The 16603-nt window shown below is 37.2% G+C and carries 17 protein-coding genes; 1 reads left to right on the forward strand and 16 read right to left on the reverse strand.

The window, feature by feature from the left end:
* Positions 1–126: 126 nt before the first annotated feature.
* Complete coding sequence (locus tag FC748_RS13580) at positions 127–1185, reverse strand: acyl-CoA dehydrogenase family protein (protein ID WP_108029450.1); 1059 nt, start codon at positions 1183–1185, stop codon at positions 127–129.
* Positions 1186–1203: 18 nt separating this feature from the next.
* The gene (locus tag FC748_RS13585) at positions 1204–1722 is read right to left on the reverse strand and encodes a DUF4242 domain-containing protein (protein WP_108029449.1); all 519 of its coding nucleotides are present in this window, start codon (positions 1720–1722) and stop codon (positions 1204–1206) included.
* 125 nt (positions 1723–1847) lie between these two features.
* Between FC748_RS13585 and FC748_RS13590 the strand changes: the two genes are divergently transcribed.
* A complete protein-coding gene (locus FC748_RS13590) occupies positions 1848–2288 on the forward strand; it encodes a winged helix-turn-helix transcriptional regulator (protein WP_025218694.1) in 441 nt (146 codons plus the stop codon).
* A 38-nt stretch (positions 2289–2326) separates the two neighbouring features.
* On the opposite strand, the gene FC748_RS13595 is transcribed toward FC748_RS13590, so the two are convergent.
* The 14 genes from FC748_RS13595 to isdC form a co-directional block, all read right to left on the reverse strand.
* Positions 2327–3082, reverse strand: coding sequence for an ABC transporter permease (locus FC748_RS13595; RefSeq protein WP_038509438.1), 756 nt, complete (start codon positions 3080–3082; stop codon positions 2327–2329).
* A gap of 13 nt (positions 3083–3095) precedes the next feature.
* Positions 3096–4049: an ABC transporter substrate-binding protein gene (locus FC748_RS13600; protein ID WP_108029448.1), complete on the reverse strand. Its 954-nt coding sequence runs from the start codon at positions 4047–4049 to the stop codon at positions 3096–3098.
* A 15-nt stretch (positions 4050–4064) separates the two neighbouring features.
* Positions 4065–4835, reverse strand: coding sequence for an ABC transporter ATP-binding protein (locus tag FC748_RS13605; protein ID WP_024362565.1), 771 nt, complete (start codon positions 4833–4835; stop codon positions 4065–4067).
* A 457-nt stretch (positions 4836–5292) separates the two neighbouring features.
* Complete coding sequence (locus FC748_RS13610; RefSeq protein WP_024362564.1) at positions 5293–5868, reverse strand: RloB family protein; 576 nt, start codon at positions 5866–5868, stop codon at positions 5293–5295.
* Positions 5865–7142, reverse strand: a complete 1278-nt coding sequence (locus FC748_RS13615) for an AAA family ATPase (protein WP_024362563.1) — start codon at positions 7140–7142, stop codon at positions 5865–5867. The genes FC748_RS13610 and FC748_RS13615 overlap by 4 nt, the downstream gene beginning before the upstream one ends.
* 213 nt (positions 7143–7355) lie before the next feature.
* The gene (locus FC748_RS13620; RefSeq protein ID WP_024362562.1) at positions 7356–8282 is read right to left on the reverse strand and encodes an NAD-dependent epimerase/dehydratase family protein; all 927 of its coding nucleotides are present in this window, start codon (positions 8280–8282) and stop codon (positions 7356–7358) included.
* A 315-nt stretch (positions 8283–8597) separates the two neighbouring features.
* Positions 8598–9125 (reverse strand): YceI family protein, encoded by a 528-nt coding sequence (locus FC748_RS13625; protein WP_024362561.1) that lies wholly within the window; start codon positions 9123–9125, stop codon positions 8598–8600.
* 282 nt (positions 9126–9407) lie between these two features.
* The gene (gene srtB / locus FC748_RS13630; RefSeq protein ID WP_108029447.1) at positions 9408–10184 is read right to left on the reverse strand and encodes a class B sortase; all 777 of its coding nucleotides are present in this window, start codon (positions 10182–10184) and stop codon (positions 9408–9410) included.
* Between the two features lie 12 nt (positions 10185–10196).
* Positions 10197–10967, reverse strand: coding sequence for an ABC transporter ATP-binding protein (locus tag FC748_RS13635; protein WP_108029446.1), 771 nt, complete (start codon positions 10965–10967; stop codon positions 10197–10199).
* A 6-nt stretch (positions 10968–10973) separates the two neighbouring features.
* The gene (locus FC748_RS13640) at positions 10974–11939 is read right to left on the reverse strand and encodes a FecCD family ABC transporter permease (RefSeq protein ID WP_025218688.1); all 966 of its coding nucleotides are present in this window, start codon (positions 11937–11939) and stop codon (positions 10974–10976) included.
* 153 nt (positions 11940–12092) lie between these two features.
* A complete protein-coding gene (gene isdE, locus FC748_RS13645) occupies positions 12093–12998 on the reverse strand; it encodes a heme ABC transporter substrate-binding protein IsdE (protein ID WP_420798344.1) in 906 nt (301 codons plus the stop codon).
* A 29-nt stretch (positions 12999–13027) separates the two neighbouring features.
* Positions 13028–14275, reverse strand: coding sequence for an NEAT domain-containing protein (locus FC748_RS13650; RefSeq protein WP_167492677.1), 1248 nt, complete (start codon positions 14273–14275; stop codon positions 13028–13030).
* Positions 14276–14359: 84 nt separating this feature from the next.
* A complete protein-coding gene (locus FC748_RS13655; RefSeq protein WP_024362555.1) occupies positions 14360–15883 on the reverse strand; it encodes an NEAT domain-containing protein in 1524 nt (507 codons plus the stop codon).
* Positions 15883–16479, reverse strand: coding sequence for a heme uptake protein IsdC (isdC, locus tag FC748_RS13660; RefSeq protein WP_238600108.1), 597 nt, complete (start codon positions 16477–16479; stop codon positions 15883–15885). The genes FC748_RS13655 and isdC overlap by 1 nt, the downstream gene beginning before the upstream one ends.
* Positions 16480–16603: the final 124 nt, after the last annotated feature.

Consider the following 16603-nt stretch of genomic DNA (forward strand, 5'->3'; position numbering starts at 1 on the left):
TACGCTCTATATTCACTGTATGTTTTTCTGACATAAACATGCTTCGAAATTGATGATAGGTGCAATGCACTAAGCGCAAAGAAAAACCTTGGCTAGCTATAATGCTAGTCAAGGTTGATACATGATCTATTTCGCTACCTTTGCTATCTGCGTCATCTTTTCAAGCTGTCTAACGGTTGGCGTTAAATTCGCTAAGAAATATGCTTCGCGCAGCTTGCGTGATGGTGTACTTCCAGCAATATAGCCCGCAGAACCATTATGTAGCATGTTAGCTTGAACTGCTGCTAATGTTTGATATACGCCTTGCAAGCGAATCTGACAAATCGCTTGTAACGTAACGTCGCCCGATTGTATTAATGCTTGCAGTAATGCTTGTAAATGTTGTAGTTTCTCTTTTAGTTCATCGGCTTGCACCTGCAAATATTCATTGCAGCCATTTTGCTTGGCCTTGACCTTTTCTATGCCTTCAATCGCTGCCGCTACTACTCCAAAGCCAAGTGGAATTTGATACAGTACAAATGTTGGGCGAATACTATCCACGAATATGCTTGCTTCTTGTGCTACTACATAGTCATCCCCAACAAAAACGTTATCAAATTTACATGTATACGTAGCACTACCATTTACGCCTAAGAAGTGATTTTTTTCCTTTAATGTAATACGCTCATGGTCCGTATTTACAAAAACCATCACTTCTTGCTCACCGTTATAAGCAATTGCACCAAACCAATGATTGGCTCCTAAGTTTGAAACAGCAGGTAAAATACCATTTACGACATAGCCTCCATCGATGCGTTGTGCTGTTAAATGTAGTTTTTCTAGACCAGCATAATACTTCATTGGATTCGATAAACCCGTTGCACCAAGCACTTCTCCACGTTCAAGTAATGGTAAAATCTTTGCGCGTAATAGTTCATTGTCTGTTTTACGTAAATAAGTTAAAGCTGCAAGGTGGCACCATAGGCAAAATGCAGTTGTCATACAAACTTTCGCCGTCTCTTGTACAATCGTTAGCTCATCTAGTAGTACTGTTTGCTCGTCCTTTTGTATTGAAGCAAAAAATCCCGCTTTGCCGAGTGCCAATAAAAAATCCTCCGCATAATAAGCTTCCTCATCAATCTTTTTTACAAACGGTTTTAATTTTTCTTCAATCAACGCTTGTAAGACTACTTCATCTACTGCCATGGTTTCCACTCCTATCCTCTACTTATCCGCTAATTCAGTTAACGATGTGATTGGTGTTTGCACTGCCTCACGGGCACGTTTTACAGCGACTTCATCCGGTGCATCATAGAAGCACAAGCATTTCGTCATATCTTCGCATACATATGTGCGAGAAAAATGTACTTCTGGTACTTCTTCATAATGCACTGAATTTTTCTTTTTACGTGCCAAATATTGATCCATTGTAATTTCTGCTGGTATTTCCCATTCAACTAAATAGTTCACGACTTCTTGATTTGTTTTAACCTCATCAAGCTCTTTTCCAACTAGACGAACTTCTTTGACTAAATCTATTTGAATGTTTTGCGCAGTTAGTGCGCTTGTCGCTTGCGCTTCTTCATGCGCTTCCAAGATAAAGTATGCACGGCTAAAATCCTTCGCCACTTGTACTTCAACTACCGTTACCTCTTGTGCTTGCCCTACACGCTCTACTAGTGCTGCAAATTGCTCTTTGTTTGATACTTCACTTACTGTTGATTCTACCAAAAATAAACTCATAGTAAATACCTCCGAATAGTTTGTTTTTTCTTTATGTGAGTTATTTTATTATACTTACTTAATAAAAACAACTGAATTTACTAAAAATTATAATTTGTGCTACACTACTGCTTGGAGGGAACACTATGAAAACACGTTATGATTTACCATGCAATATTGCACAAACTTTAAACATTATCGGTGATCGTTGGACATTGCTCATTTTACATGAGCTATTGATCGGTCAAACAAACTTTAATGACATTAAGTTAAATTTGCCAGGCCTTTCTGCAAATTTATTGTCCGCTCGTTTAAAATCTTTAGAAGAAGCAGGTCTTGTCGCTTCTACACTCTATTCAGCACACCCACCACGCTACGCCTATTCTTTAACGGAATCAGGAAAGGCATTGGAATCCGTTTTTAACGCGATGATTTTATGGGGAAGTGAGCATTTGGATCCTTGCTATAAAGAAATTGTTGATGCCCAATCAGGTGAGCGAGTAGAAATTGGGTACTATTCCAAAACAACGGGCGAACGTATTGACACTATTCAAATACGTGCTATTCAAAACGGAGCTAACCAATGATTCATTGGACTAGCTCTTTTTCTACCCTTTACAGAGATCTAAGCACTTTGCCCACCCCAAATTTTCGCAACCCAACGTTCAAAATAACGAATCGATTTATCGAGTAGTAAGCCGAGTACACCAATCACAATAATCGCTGCCATTACTAAATCAAGACTAAGTGAATTTCGTGCATCCACTATTAAAAAACCTAGCCCGGATTGCGCTCCTACCATTTCCCCAGCAACTAAAAAAATCCACGCACTTCCTAATGCCATATGCAGACCATTTGCAATCATAGGAAATGCCGCCGGAAATACAATTTTTCGCAATAAATTAAAATGGGACATTTCGAAATTGGCTGCAATCCGTAAGTAAGTTGCATCAACTTTTTTCACTGCTGCCACCGTGGATAATAGCACCGGGAAAAATGCAGCAATAAAAATAATAACGATGGCGGGCATATTACCAATGCCGAACCATAGCACGATAAAAGGTGACCAAGCAATGGGTGAAACAGGGCGTAGTACTTGCACAATCGGATCTAGCACAGCCCAAATTCTCCCCAACCTTCCGACAACTAAGCCGATAATAACAGCCACCACAACAGCTAATAAATAGCCACTAAAAAAACGCAACAAACTAATTTGGATATGTTCGAATATTGACCCATCTTTGATGGTCACTAGAAGTGCATTCAAAACAGCCAATGGTGGAGGAAATAATGCGGCATCATGCCCCCCCATAATCGAGACGAGCTGCCAAACTGCTATCAATAATATAAATCCAAGTAAAATAGGTCCTATTTTTTTCATACGTATGCACCTACTATTCTTCCAATAATGTTGTATCAACAAATTCCTCATAGCTTGGTGGGTTTTCGGATAACCCCATCTCAATTAATGAATCTCTTAAAATGGCATACGCATCCGCTTCAATTTTCAAGTTATGATACGAAATCCAATTTAACGATAAATCTAAAACATCCTTGTCAACTTTAATATATTTAGCCACTACCTCATGTGCATGGTCTCCTCCCTCATTCATCAGCTCTCCAGCCTCGGCATAATCCTTGACGAATTGTTGGGCAATATCTTTATTTTCTTTGATAAATGCTTGGCGAAGTACTAATCCGCAATCGATTGAATTTGGCCATAATTCCTCCGATTGAAATAATACCTTGCCTTTTTCAAGCGCCACAGAAATCGCACCAAATGGCTCTGCTACTACATATCCTGCTATACGACCTTCTGCAAGCGCAGCTGGCATTTCTGCAGGCGGTAGTTCTACCACATTGACATCCTCATACTTTAATCCCGCTTGCTGTAACATGCGGTACAACAAAATATTATGTGTAGAGTATTTATTAGGAATTGCAAAACTTTGTCCTTTTAAATCCTCGACTTTTTTGATTGTTGGTGCTGTCACGATAACATTGCCACCTCGATGCCCTAAAGCAACTGCCTTTAAGTCAATCCCCTGTTCCTTGGCCTTCATTGCTAACTGAATCAGCACTGATGCGCCTTCAATTTTACCGGTATTTAAAGCATCCATTAGCTCTGGCCATGACCCAAATTTAACGAGCTCAATGGCATATCCTTTGTAGGTTTTATCTGTTTGCATATATAGCGGTGCTGCATGAGTAATTGGTAAATAGCCAATTTTCACAACTTTTTTATTGCTCTCTGCTTGCGATGCTGTACTTTTGTCATCCGTCCCACATGCCGCAAGCGTTAACAATAGCATGAACACGAATAGCAAGATGCCTAATTTCTTCTTCATTTTTTATCCTCCATTTTAAATGTTATATTCAATCGTATCTTGCGGGTGGGTAAACTGGAATTCATTGAAAATAATCTCACGGAAATACTGAAATTCTGAATCTGAACGATCTCGTGGTTTAGCACTTCGTATATACAGCTCACGATGAATGCGACCAGGATTTGGACTCATAATAAAAATGCGATCCGCCAAGTAAATGGCTTCGTCTATATCGTGGGTTACCAGTAAGATGGTTGTCTGCTCCTTTTTTTGGATGGCAAGAAGCTCGTCCTGTAAGTAATAGCGTGTAAAAGTATCGAGTGCAGCAAATGGTTCATCCATTAAAATAACCTCTGGGCGAATTGCGAGTGCACGTGCTATCGCGACCCGCTGTTGCATACCTCCTGATAATTCACTCGGTAAAGCCGTTAGTCGATTTTCTAAGCCGACAAGCTTCAAATAATACTGTGCCCGTTGCTGTCGTTCAACTTTAGATAACGCTTCTCCTTCTAATGCGAGTTCCACATTTTTTTGTACCGAGCGCCAAGGGAGTAACCCGTAATTTTGCATAAGCATCATACAGCGTTTGCTCGCCTTTGTTACAACCTGACTTTCTAGCAATACTTGTCCCGTAGTTGGCTGTTCAAATCCACCTACTAAATTCAATAACGTACTCTTGCCACAGCCACTTTTTCCTAAGATGGCTATAACCTCTCCCTTTTGTATATCCAATGAAATTTGATGGAGCACTGTCTGCTCAGCAAATGCTTTACTTACCTGTTGAATAGAAATTAACGGTGCTGTCATAATGCTATTGTCACCCCATTTTAATCTTTATAATTTTACTAGGTTTAATATGTTTTAAGTTATTTTATTATACTCAGTTTAAAATTTCAACCTAATTTCAAGAAAAATATTTGAATTCCGACAATTTGCCACCTCACTCTATCAGCTCAATAAAAAAACGGAGCTAAACAAAAGAAAAAAGTGTTAGATTGACTGCAATCTAACACTTTTTCGCTATGTTGTTGATGTCCGCTACGGGCGGTTTGGCGTTTGACGTCTTAGGAGTCGTCTCCCCCCGCTACCCTCAACTAGTTTTCACTCCTAATGATTCTTTTTTGCAAATACAAGAATAACAAATTCTCCTTCATAGAAAAATTTACGAGCACCTTACCTCTGTAATTTTCTAGTTATGTCTTAGCCTCGTCATCATCATCCTATAGAAGATAGCTTCGATTCTATAACAAAAGGGAAACCTCTTTTAAAATATGTATTGAATCATGTCATGTATATTGCAATATGGATTTTCACGATTTTCTGTATTGCGAAATGACATCATTTTTGAACAATTTTGAATTGCTACCTCATGTCGAAGTGCAATTGGAGCAATAATTGACTCGTCCGCCTTATGACGGAAATAATGTGTTACTCCAAGATGCTCTTCCATTTTGTTATTTAAAACCGCACGGGGATATTTTTCTGAAACATCCACTACTTCGAAATGCAACAATAACCATAATTCAAATGCTTCATTCGTATAAGCAATATGGATATCTTTTTCTTCACAGAATACATTGACTTCCTCTAACTGTTTCTCAGTTAAATCATCCTTATCGAAAACAACCCATACTTCATCAAAGTATTGATAGCTGGAATCACGAAAAGCATGTTGTGCTAACTTAATGGCAGAACGCTTAACGTTTTTTATCTTTACACTCACCATTTTAGAGCGTTTTAAAATACGTAATTGCTCAAAATAAATACGCTCCGTTTCTCCCTCACAATAAATTAAAATCGTTTTACGGACTGTCCGATTCCCCTGCTGGCGTACTCTCACTGCTCAGATACCTCCACTTCATGTAGATATTGAGTTGATAAGTATTCATTAATAACTGGTGTTGCTCCGAACTCACCCTTTAAATAGCGTTTCGCATATGAAATATCCGCTCGTTTTTTCTGCAAATCAGCAAAATCAAATAAGGAGTATAATTCAGATTCATTTTTAAAGCTTTTATTGACAAACCAGATTTGGTCCGTACGTAATGGTTCATCAAGTAAATTAATTTCATGGCTTGTTACAACAAATTGATTATTGGTATTGCGCTCACTGTTCATAATGGTCATTAAAAATTCACAAATGGATACATGAAAAGCTGTGTCAAATTCATCTATAAAAATCGTCTTTCCTTTATTGTATGCATCTACTATGACACATGCTAAATGCAGCAATCTAATAGTGCCTTTAGAATCCATTGTCCAATTGATTGACTCTGTGCCTATCGGCGCTCCAGCTTCATTAAACGATAAATAATGTAAATCGATATCCACCTCATGAATAATATCTTGTGTATCGCTATCATAGCCTATTGTATTTTTTTCTCTGCGTTCAACACGGCGTGCTGTCACATCTTGAATAGAAAAGTCAGCAATTTTCAATATTTTCATGACTTCTCTCTTAAAATCGTCCTCTTCCAGTTTGCGAATAAGCGGGTGGCTGGCTAAATGTTGTGCCTCATCTAAAAACAAAATTTTATGTAAAAACCAATCAAAAATTTTTTTAGCATCTGTGTTATTAAAGACATTTAACACTGATAAAAACGCGGTATTATTCCGTGTATAGTTAGTCAGTTCAACTGCTGTACTTTGTGCAGTTTCATACACGTATTCTGTACCGTCCCATTGTCTAACAAAAAGCTCCTCATTTATCGCTTTCGTAGTTTTTGTAAGTCGCTCATAAAGAACTTGCTCGGCGTTATATTGCACCTCATAATCATAAAGTGAGCCTTCTAGAAATAACGAAATCACGAATTCTGTCGGCTTATCATGTTGTCCCCCAAGCTTAAATGGCTGGTAAGGTAATCGCAGTTGCTTGACATTATTCAAATTTTCAAAGTTAAACAACAATGAGCGTAAAATTTTTAGCGTAGCAAATAAATTCGATTTGCCACTGCCATTCGATCCAAATATAAAGGCACTTTTCACAAGTCTTAATGAATCCATCGTCATCGTGTGTGTATCCTTTAATTTTCGAATTCGGCTCCCAGCCACCATTGAAAATAATGTCTCGTCTTTGTAACTTAAGCAATTTTTCACTCTAAAATCTACTAGCATACTCTAGCCCCCGTTCCCATTCCACCACATTTCTTTAAACAATAATTATACTATAGTCAGAATAAAAAGGCTGTTCCCAATTTTAAGCCAAGCACCGGAAAATATCAGAATTGTTTGTCTTTGTTTGAGTGACTGGCACGTAACAAAAAGCCTGTGCTCGAAATTTCGAACACAGACCCAATATAGTTATAGGATATAGTTGAGTAATCCACTTTAGATTTCAACAATTTTTTCATTTTGTAGAGCTTGTATTGTCAGTTCGATGCCTTCTGCAAATGAATGTTTGGGCTTCCAACCAATCGCCTTCGTCAGTTTTTCATTATTTAAAAATGAATGTTCTATATCTCCTTCTCTTGCAGGAGCATACTGTATCTCTAATGGGTGATTTAAATGTTGTAGTAATAATATAACTTGATGGAGTGACCATGCTTCATTGGTAGAAACATTGTAGATACCTTGCAGTCTAGCTTCTACTCCAGCATAAATAGCATCTGCTATATCATCAACATAGATGAAATCTCGCGTCTGTTCTCCATCCCCATAAATCGTAAAGGGCCTACCTTCTAAACTACTTTTTAACATACTAGGGATAACCGCAGCTTCTCCTTGCATACGCTGTCTAGGTCCAAAGACATTGGCAAAACGGTAAATTAATGTTGGTAAACGATAATCACGTTGCCACTTTTCACAATACGTTTCCCCAATACTTTTATTTAAGCCATACATTGAAATAGGCTCACTCACATCTGTTTCCTCTAGCGGAGGATAATGACTATTACCATACACCGCCGCAGAAGAGGCAAAGACAAAATGTTTCACCTTGTATTTTGACGAAAAGAAGAGCATCTGGCTAAGCCCTACAATGTTCGTTAAAATATCCTTCATTGGCTCCTGTATCGAAAGTTGAACACTCGTTTGCGCTGCACAGTGAATCACCACATCGAATGCAACTTCCTTAAAGAAGTGCTCGCAAACTTCATCCTCAACATTTAATAAGTACGATTTATGCTCAAAATCAATGTTTCGTAGATGTCCCGTACTTAAATTATCAATTATATAAATATTGGCGCCTTCCTCAAAAAATCGTCTTGCCACAGCACTGCCAATAAAACCATAGCCACCTGTCACTAATACATTCATCCCATCGCCCCCAAAAACAATATGATGTTTTATATGCATTAATTGCTAAAAATATGCAAGTAACATATTACTGGTTTATTTTAACAGACTATCAATAACAATACATATTCCTTCTACAGAAGTTGTTTGTCCTAATAGACAAACTGCTAGACTCATTCTACTTTTTCGTAAAATTTCATAACAATAACCAACACCTGAAATAAAAAAATCCGCTCAGACTTTCAAGCATGCCATGAGCGCCAAACGGAAGCGTTTAGCTCCGTTACTCATCACTTGCCAATAAAAGTCGAGCAGATGTTTAGTTAAGGGATTAGTTTAAGCTGGGTTCACTTCAAGTTCAACTGAAATTTTAATATCCTTGCCTACAAGGACACCTCCTGTTTCCAAAGCAGCATTCCAAGTTAAACCGAAATCTTCACGGTTAATTGTTGTTTCTGCCTCGAAGCCATATACTTCCTGACCCCATGGATTTGTACCTTTTCCGTTAAATTCAGTATCGAATGTGACTGATTTCGTTACATCCTTAATTGTTAAATCACCAGTTAACGCATACTCATCGGCAGATTTTTTGGTAATGCTTGTTGATTTAAACGTAATATTTGGATAGCTGTCTGTATCAAAGAAATCACCCGCTTTTAAGTGATTATCACGGTCTTCACTACGTGTGTTAATGCTTGCTGCATCAATTGTAATAGTAATGTTTGCTGTTGTTAAATCTGCAAGATCCGCTGCTTCGATATCAGCTGAATAACTATCGAATACGCCTTTTACTTTTGATACCATCATGTGTTTTACTTGAAAGTTAATTGCTGAGTGTCCTAAATCGATATTCCATTTTGCCATTTTAAATTCCTCCAATTGTTTGTTTTATATCTCGAATTCGAGATATATGTTAAAATATGAAGTAACTACTTTAATTATGTTACCCAAAAATTAATGAGCTAAACATATGTAGTTACTTCGAGTACTTCTTAGCTTATTTTACATTACGAAAAGTAATCAATTACTTTATGTAACTTACTATATATTAATAATCAATTTACGTCAAGTAATTTATTTTCATTATTTTCGACATCGTTCTTGTTTTAAAATTTGTCGAAGTAGCGAACTTCTTGCTGAAGCAAGTTATCGTTTTACTAATTTCCCTTGTACAACAAATCGATGGTCATCACTCATGACAGAATCTTTACATGTAGATAGCGTCACAATTTTATCATTTGGTCCAATAGCTACATTCAAATCAATTTGAGAACGATTTTGCACTTCTTCAATAAATTGAATAAAATCCTTATCTGACTTAAATTCGGTTTCAATATAATAAAAATCAATAGTTGTTTCATAAGCTGCAAATACTTCCACATCATAACCTTCATATAAGGTATCCAGATAAATTGTACGATGTGCTTCAGCATAATCTTGTTTCAAGTAATTTTTCAAACTACCAAACATCGTTCCATCTTTCATGGCATGACCATACAAAATCGTATTGCGATTAATATCGAGTGCATCATTACGATAGTCCATAAAGATGCTACCTGCACGACTTTCACGGTTTTTAAAATTATGGGTTAGATAAAAATCATTATCCTCTGCTTGTAAAATTGGATTGTTGAGCTTTGTATCATCTATAGCAATCCAGCCTACAATGCGCTCATTTACAGCTAATAAATCGTGAAATTGAGATCTTATCGTATAGTTTGATTTTATTTCCTCAGTCGTTTTTGCTTTGTCATTAACTTCTTCTTGGATAGTTGCCAATGTTTCGGCATATATCGTTTGTACTTCCTTTAAAGACTTTGCAGACTCATAATAGGTATAGAGATACTTTACAAGAGCAAAACCAGAATATAAAAATATTGCAATATATATAACTGTTAATAGCCTAGATGTCCATTTTTTCATCGTTCCACCAACTTAAATACCTACTGGTACCATATAAAGGCCAAGCTGTTCATCCTCATTGAAGATTGCTTCAACACCATATACTTCTTTTATGACTTCCTTTGTAAGGACATCACGTGGAGCTCCCTCTGCCATAATATGTCCATCCTTCATCAAAATAATGTGATCACTATAACGAATCGCTTGATTAATATCATGAAGCACCATAACAATTGTTAGACCATAATTCTTATTTAAAGCTTTTACCAGTTCCAATAGCTCCATTTGATAATAAATATCTAAATACGTCGTCGGCTCATCCAAGCACAATATTTCAGATTGTTGTGCTAATGCCATTGCAATCCATACGCGCTGTCTTTCCCCGCCCGATAAAGCCACTAAATCATTGTCTCGTTTTTCTAGTAAATTCGTACAAGACAAAGCCCAATCAATCGCTTTCTTATCATCCTCATCATTGCGTTTTAACATTGTATGATGTGGCAGACGCCCAAAACTCACTAACTTTTCAATCGTTAAATCTTTTGGTACATCATTTTGTTGATAAACAATCGCAAGCTTTTTAGCAAACTCTTTAGGCTTATACTGGACTAAATCCTTATTTTCCAAAGAAACATTCCCTGATTTCGGCATATTATTGCGAGACATTACACTAAGTAAAGTCGACTTCCCACAGCCATTTGGACCAATAATCGTCGTAATTTTACCTTTTTGAATCTGCGTTGAGACACCATCTAAATGATTGCGTGTATTATCATGGGAAACGATAATATCTTGTATTTCCATATTTCTTCACTCTTTTCGTAATAGGAATATTAAGAATGGCCCACCGATAATTGCCATAATGGTTGAAGCAGGAATTTCAATGGGCGCCACTATCGTTCGACCAATTGTATCAGCTACTAAAATTAATAAGGCCCCTGCTAGTGCGGTAAATGGTATAAGTACTCGATGATCATGACCAACCAAACGTCTTGCAATATGTGGAACTAATAAACCAACAAATGAAATAACACCTGCTACAACAACTGACACGGCTGATAACAATACAGCAACCGCGGCAATTATTAAACGGGCACGTGCTACGTTAAAGCCTAGACTTTTTGCCGTTTTATCTTGTAAAACAAGTAGATTACACCAGCTATATAACGCAAATGCTGCAACTAAACCTATTGCTCCATATGTCGCAATGGTCGACACATCTTTCCATGTGCGCATCGTTAAATTTGACCCAACCACACTAGTAGCAGATGTATTGAGTGAGCCCCCAAGGCTTAAAAATGCTTCTGTCAGACCAGTAAACATCGCATTAATAGCAATCCCTACTAATATCAATTTTAGTGGACTTAAACCCGATTTCCATGACAAGGCAAACACTAGTGCACAAGCAAATGCCCCACCTATAAACGCTAATACTGGTGTCATAAAAAATAACGCTGGGAAAAACGAGATAATAAATAATTGAACAAAAGCTGCCCCTGAAGAAATACCAATAACGCCCGCGTCTGCTAGCGGATTACGCATAACAGATTGCAGTAGTACCCCCGAAACTGAAAGCGCAGCCCCAGCAAATAAAGCAACAAAAATACGAGGAAAGCGTAAATCACGAATCGCCTCCATCTGGCTATTCCCTTCTTCAAACAATGCCCCTATAAATTCAAAAAAGCCCATTTTAATACTACCCGTCGTTGCTGAATAAATCATTGACACTAGCAACAACGCTATTACAATTGAAAAGCTTATTATTTTTTTCGTCATATCGGACTTCCTTTATTCCGCTAGTATTTGTGTATCTATTGTGCGATGAAAGATTTGTAAGCTGTTATCATAAAACGATAAGGCTACTAGAAATATAAGAAAAGCGCCCTACGGCAAGATACTTGCTATACGAGCGACAATTTCAAATACATATTAACGATAGAAAATTTCCATTAGCTGTCCTAACGCTTGCGGTACTTGTAAGGAAGCTGTAGTGCCAAATAACTCTTCTTCTAAATCATATACTTTGCCATTTTTTACTGCTTCAAAATGCTTCCAAATATCATTTGTTTTAAATTCCTCGTCAAACATTTTAACTACTTCATCAGGCATACCGTGTGAAAGGCGTAAAATAATATCAGGATTGCTATTGTGCAAGTACTCCGTATTGGACGCTAAGTACTCTGCCTCTTGCCCTTCCATGACATTTATTCCACCAGCCCGTTTAACTAGGTCACCTGCATAAGAATTTTCAGTAGCCACTAAGTAACTCCCTGGAATACCAAGTAAAATTAAAACACGAGGTCCTTCCTTATTAGTAGCGACCGTTTGGACGGCATCAATATTTTTTTGTAGACCCGACACTAATTGTTCAGCTTGAGTAGTACGGTCATAACGTTCACCTAGCGTTTTAATTTCCGCCATCATTGCATCCACACTTTGGAAATTTAAAAAATGTACAGGTATTTTCAGTTGCTTGAATTTATCTTGTAAATCATATTCTAATGTTGACACTGATAATACGTCCGTAGGGTTCAATGATTTTACAATTTCCATATCAGGCTCCATTGCATTGCCAATAGTAGGCAGGCCTTTAAAGCGTTCTGCTAAATTTTTTTCAGTCGTCGGTACAGCAATTGCATCCAACTCTAGCTTATCTAAAATTTCAGCTATTACAACTGTGCCAGCAATAATACGATTTTCACTTTTTGCAGTTGTGTCCGTTGAAACTTCAACCTTTTCAGTGGAGTCTTCATTTGCTTGATCGCTTCCACCGCTACAACCAGCGATTAAAAATACGGTCATCAGTGCGAGTAATGCAAACCAGTTCTTTTTTATATTGCACATATCGTCATCTCCTAATTATCTCAGTCTTTTTTTGAATTTCTTAAACGACGAACGACTAACCAGCCTGATAAAATACAAATAAGCACAAGCAATACAATTTTTACTTTATCTAGCTGTGCGAGTTGCTGATTTACTGTCATTTTGTTATTTGTCTGTTCAGTTTTTGCTTTCTGTTCCTCTTGCATTTCAGCAGGTTCTTCAACTGCTTCCTCCGCATTTGCATCAAGTGTTCGATCAAAAGCTAACTGTTCTTCCACCATTGTTGTATCAGTATGCTGTACTGGAGGAAGGGGGAGCGAATTGGGCTTAATTGTAGGCTCAACTGTATTTTTCTTTAAAGGTTGCTCTCTTTTTTCAGTAGCGATAGCAGGAGACTTCCTCATCACGTTTTGCTTAGGAGGCACTGCTTCTATAGGCTTCCCAACAATTTGAGCCACTTGTTGTTCATTAAATTGTAAATCCACAAAATATTGATGATGATACGCTATCTCTGGAATATCTACTTGTACCCACATCCGAAGTGGGCGTTGGAAATCAACGACTGCAAATTCGACAATTCGCACATTGTCATTTATAGAGACAAGTGTTGGTGCTACTTGCTCACCTAGTTGTTCAACGTTTAGACTCGTTACCCAAGATGATTTCAAAATCGTCATCTGAGCAAAATAGCTGCCGTTTTTTTCTATTATTTTAGCCACTGGATTGACATACGTATTCATAATCGATGGTTCTTTTTTTCCATCGACATACAATATGTAGTCGATTGACCATTCTTTTTCAGGCACACTTTCTGCGATTTCAGTATTCTGTTCAATCTCTTCACTTGGCGCTTTCACTCTTATCTGAAACTCTTGTGCAAACGGACGACTTTCCTTTTCTAATTCAGAAGCCACTAAACCCTTTATTCGAATTGGTTCTTTTAAGTCTTTCACATCAAACTGAACTAAATTTTCAGTCCACGTTAAAATAGTAGAAAGCGATTTTTCAGGCTGTTCAATATGTATATCTTGTAAAGTATATGGATGATTGATTGTCAAAGACAATGTATATTGACCATTATTCATGTCCAGTGTCGCTTCTTCATTAAAAAATCGGTTTTGTTCTATTCCATCGTGAGTTGAAAAACTTAGTTCAACTTGATAGCTTCCATTTCCTAGTGAACTATCTTCTTCAGCTTGCACATACAGCCATTTAAAATGAGGGGCAAATAAGAAAAACATTGCACTAAGTGCTAGTAATACGATGACTTTTCTTTTGCATGTTTTCATGAAAATTCCCCCTATTTCTCTAAAAGCAACAGTAACTTCCTTCCTCATTTATGTGAGAAAGGAAGTTGCTATTGTTAAACCTTATTATTCTTCAAATTCGTAGAAGAATTCTAAAGAGTTATTTAAAATTTTTGCCATTTGACCACGTGTTAATGGTTTGTTTGCATTGATGTATGTTTTACCATCTTTCGCAACAGATCCAGTCATAATGCCTTCTTTGTAAAGTAATGAGAATGCTTCTTTCGCTTCATCATTAGCAATTGACGCTTGGTCTGCATATGGTAATGAAATTTCAACATTTAAGTCGCCTTCCGTTACTGCTTGGATAGCACGGTAAATCATTAGCGCACCTTGTTGACGAGTTAAAATGCCATTTGGATTGAATTTATCACGAGATTCAACAATACCATATTCAGCTAGCGCGTTAATCGCTTGTTCCGCTTCAATTCCTTTAATATCTTGGAAGCCCGCAACTTCAGTAGCTTCTAATTCTAAAGTACGTGCAATCATTAATGCAAATTGTGCACGTGTTAAATTGTTATTTGGATTGAATTTATCTTGTGGCATGATAATCTCATAAGCTAGTAAGTTAAGGATGGCTTCTTTATTTTCGTTATCATCGATATCTTTAAATGGATTTTCAATTGTTGTTTCTTCAGTATCTGTAACTGGTTTACTTAAATCTACATCAAAGCTAAATTGTACAGTATGAACAGAATCATATTTTACGCCTGCTTTAGGCTCATCTACGATAATATGAATTTCAGCGTTTGTAAGTGCTTTTAAATCTTTTACTTCGAAAGTATAAATACGTTCATTTGTTTCTTTATCTTCCTCTGCTAATACAGCGTCCTTACCATCTACTTTAAATGATTGAACATACTGACCTTTAGGGAAATGCATGCCGACTACATATGTGCCATCTGCATCACCAACTGCTACAGTTGGACTAATATAGTCTTTCATAATAGATTCTTCTTTAGTGCCATTTTTATAAACTGTTACAGTACCTTCATAAACATTTACGTCTTCAGTTTCATCTGTAACTGTTGTTGTTTCTTCTTTTACAGGTTGCTCTTCTTTTACTTCATCAACTGGCTTTACTTCTTCTGCTGTTACTGGTTGGAAGTCGAATTCATACCATTTATCCATGTTAGCTGGAGCTGGAACAACTACGTGTACTTTTGCCGCAGTTTTCACTTTTGGATCTACTGGGAATGACACGATGCTTGAACCATCTTGTTGCTTTTCAAATGTTGCATCGACATATTTATCGCCTTGTTTTACTTGGAAACCAGTGATTGTTGGAGCGAATTGAGCTGGAACAGTTAGTTTCACTGTGTATGTACCATCTTTTTCGATAAGTAAGCCTGTACCTGTAAAGTATTTATCCATGTATCCCGCTTCATCTGTACCTGGTTTAAATGTTTGGAATTTTACAGCTGTACCTTCAGCTGTTCCTGCTTTTTCTTCCACTTTCACATCTGTAGTAACTGTTGTTGTTGTGTCCGCTACCTTTGCTGATGCAAATGATGGTACTGAAAGTGATGCTGCTAATAATGAGGCAAGTACGATTTTTGTTGCGCGAGATTGACGTTTTTTAGTCATTAATGACCCTCCATTTTTGTTTTGTTTTTTGTTCTATAAAGTAAAAATGCTGATCCTGCAAATGCAACAAGTAACAAATAGGGCGTCGCATCGCTTGTTTGTGGATTAGGCACTTGACTTCCAGATGTTGTTGGCGTTGTCGTATCATTTTGTGCTGCTGTAGCTGCTGAACTTCCAGTTGCTGGTGCATCAAATACTAAGGAAACGCTATATTCATGGTGATAATTAATATCATCGATATCAATTTTCATAGATGTTACAACTGGCTTTGATAAATCTTTCACTGTGAATTGTACAACACGTGTATCAGCTGCCTTATCTTCGCTAACAACCGAAGCTCCTCCTGGTGGTTGAAATTTCGTAATCCAAGCACTATTTTTTAATGTAAGTTGTACAGTAGCTGTGCCACCTTTTACTGTCACCGTTGCAGGCTTTACGAAATAATCGTTTGCTATTGATGCAGAGCTACTATCTGGTTTATTGACCTGATATTTTACAGAATAAGTACCATCAGCAAGTTGAGCAGATGCATGTGGTAATGCTAAATTAAAAATAACCATACTGACTAGCATGACCAACATCACTATTTTCTTCATGTGTTGCACGCCTCCTCTAATTATTATGGAAAATTTTTATCCATTTTCCATTAATCATTATAATTGATACGAATAATATTCTCAATATTTCCATGAAAGCAATATTATGAAAATGTAAACGAAA

The organism is Lysinibacillus sphaericus, assembly GCF_005217585.1.
GTDB lineage: Bacteria > Bacillota > Bacilli > Bacillales_A > Planococcaceae > Lysinibacillus > Lysinibacillus sphaericus.

Coding starts and splice junctions, on each gene's coding strand:
- FC748_RS13580 (WP_108029450.1), bottom strand. CDS start 1,185: ATGGCAGTAGATGAAGTAGTCTTACAAGCGTTGATTGAAGAAAAATTA.
- FC748_RS13585 (WP_108029449.1), bottom strand. CDS start 1,722: ATGAGTTTATTTTTGGTAGAATCAACAGTAAGTGAAGTATCAAACAAA.
- FC748_RS13590 (WP_025218694.1), top strand. CDS start 1,848: ATGAAAACACGTTATGATTTACCATGCAATATTGCACAAACTTTAAAC.
- FC748_RS13595 (WP_038509438.1), bottom strand. CDS start 3,082: ATGAAAAAAATAGGACCTATTTTACTTGGATTTATATTATTGATAGCA.
- FC748_RS13600 (WP_108029448.1), bottom strand. CDS start 4,049: ATGAAGAAGAAATTAGGCATCTTGCTATTCGTGTTCATGCTATTGTTA.
- FC748_RS13605 (WP_024362565.1), bottom strand. CDS start 4,835: ATGACAGCACCGTTAATTTCTATTCAACAGGTAAGTAAAGCATTTGCT.
- FC748_RS13615 (WP_024362563.1), bottom strand. CDS start 7,142: ATGCTAGTAGATTTTAGAGTGAAAAATTGCTTAAGTTACAAAGACGAG.
- FC748_RS13620 (WP_024362562.1), bottom strand. CDS start 8,282: ATGAATGTATTAGTGACAGGTGGCTATGGTTTTATTGGCAGTGCTGTG.
- FC748_RS13625 (WP_024362561.1), bottom strand. CDS start 9,125: ATGGCAAAATGGAATATCGATTTAGGACACTCAGCAATTAACTTTCAA.
- srtB (WP_108029447.1), bottom strand. CDS start 10,184: ATGAAAAAATGGACATCTAGGCTATTAACAGTTATATATATTGCAATA.
- FC748_RS13635 (WP_108029446.1), bottom strand. CDS start 10,967: ATGGAAATACAAGATATTATCGTTTCCCATGATAATACACGCAATCAT.
- FC748_RS13640 (WP_025218688.1), bottom strand. CDS start 11,939: ATGACGAAAAAAATAATAAGCTTTTCAATTGTAATAGCGTTGTTGCTA.
- FC748_RS13650 (WP_167492677.1), bottom strand. CDS start 14,275: ATGAAAACATGCAAAAGAAAAGTCATCGTATTACTAGCACTTAGTGCA.
- FC748_RS13655 (WP_024362555.1), bottom strand. CDS start 15,883: ATGACTAAAAAACGTCAATCTCGCGCAACAAAAATCGTACTTGCCTCA.
- isdC (WP_238600108.1), bottom strand. CDS start 16,479: ATGAAGAAAATAGTGATGTTGGTCATGCTAGTCAGTATGGTTATTTTT.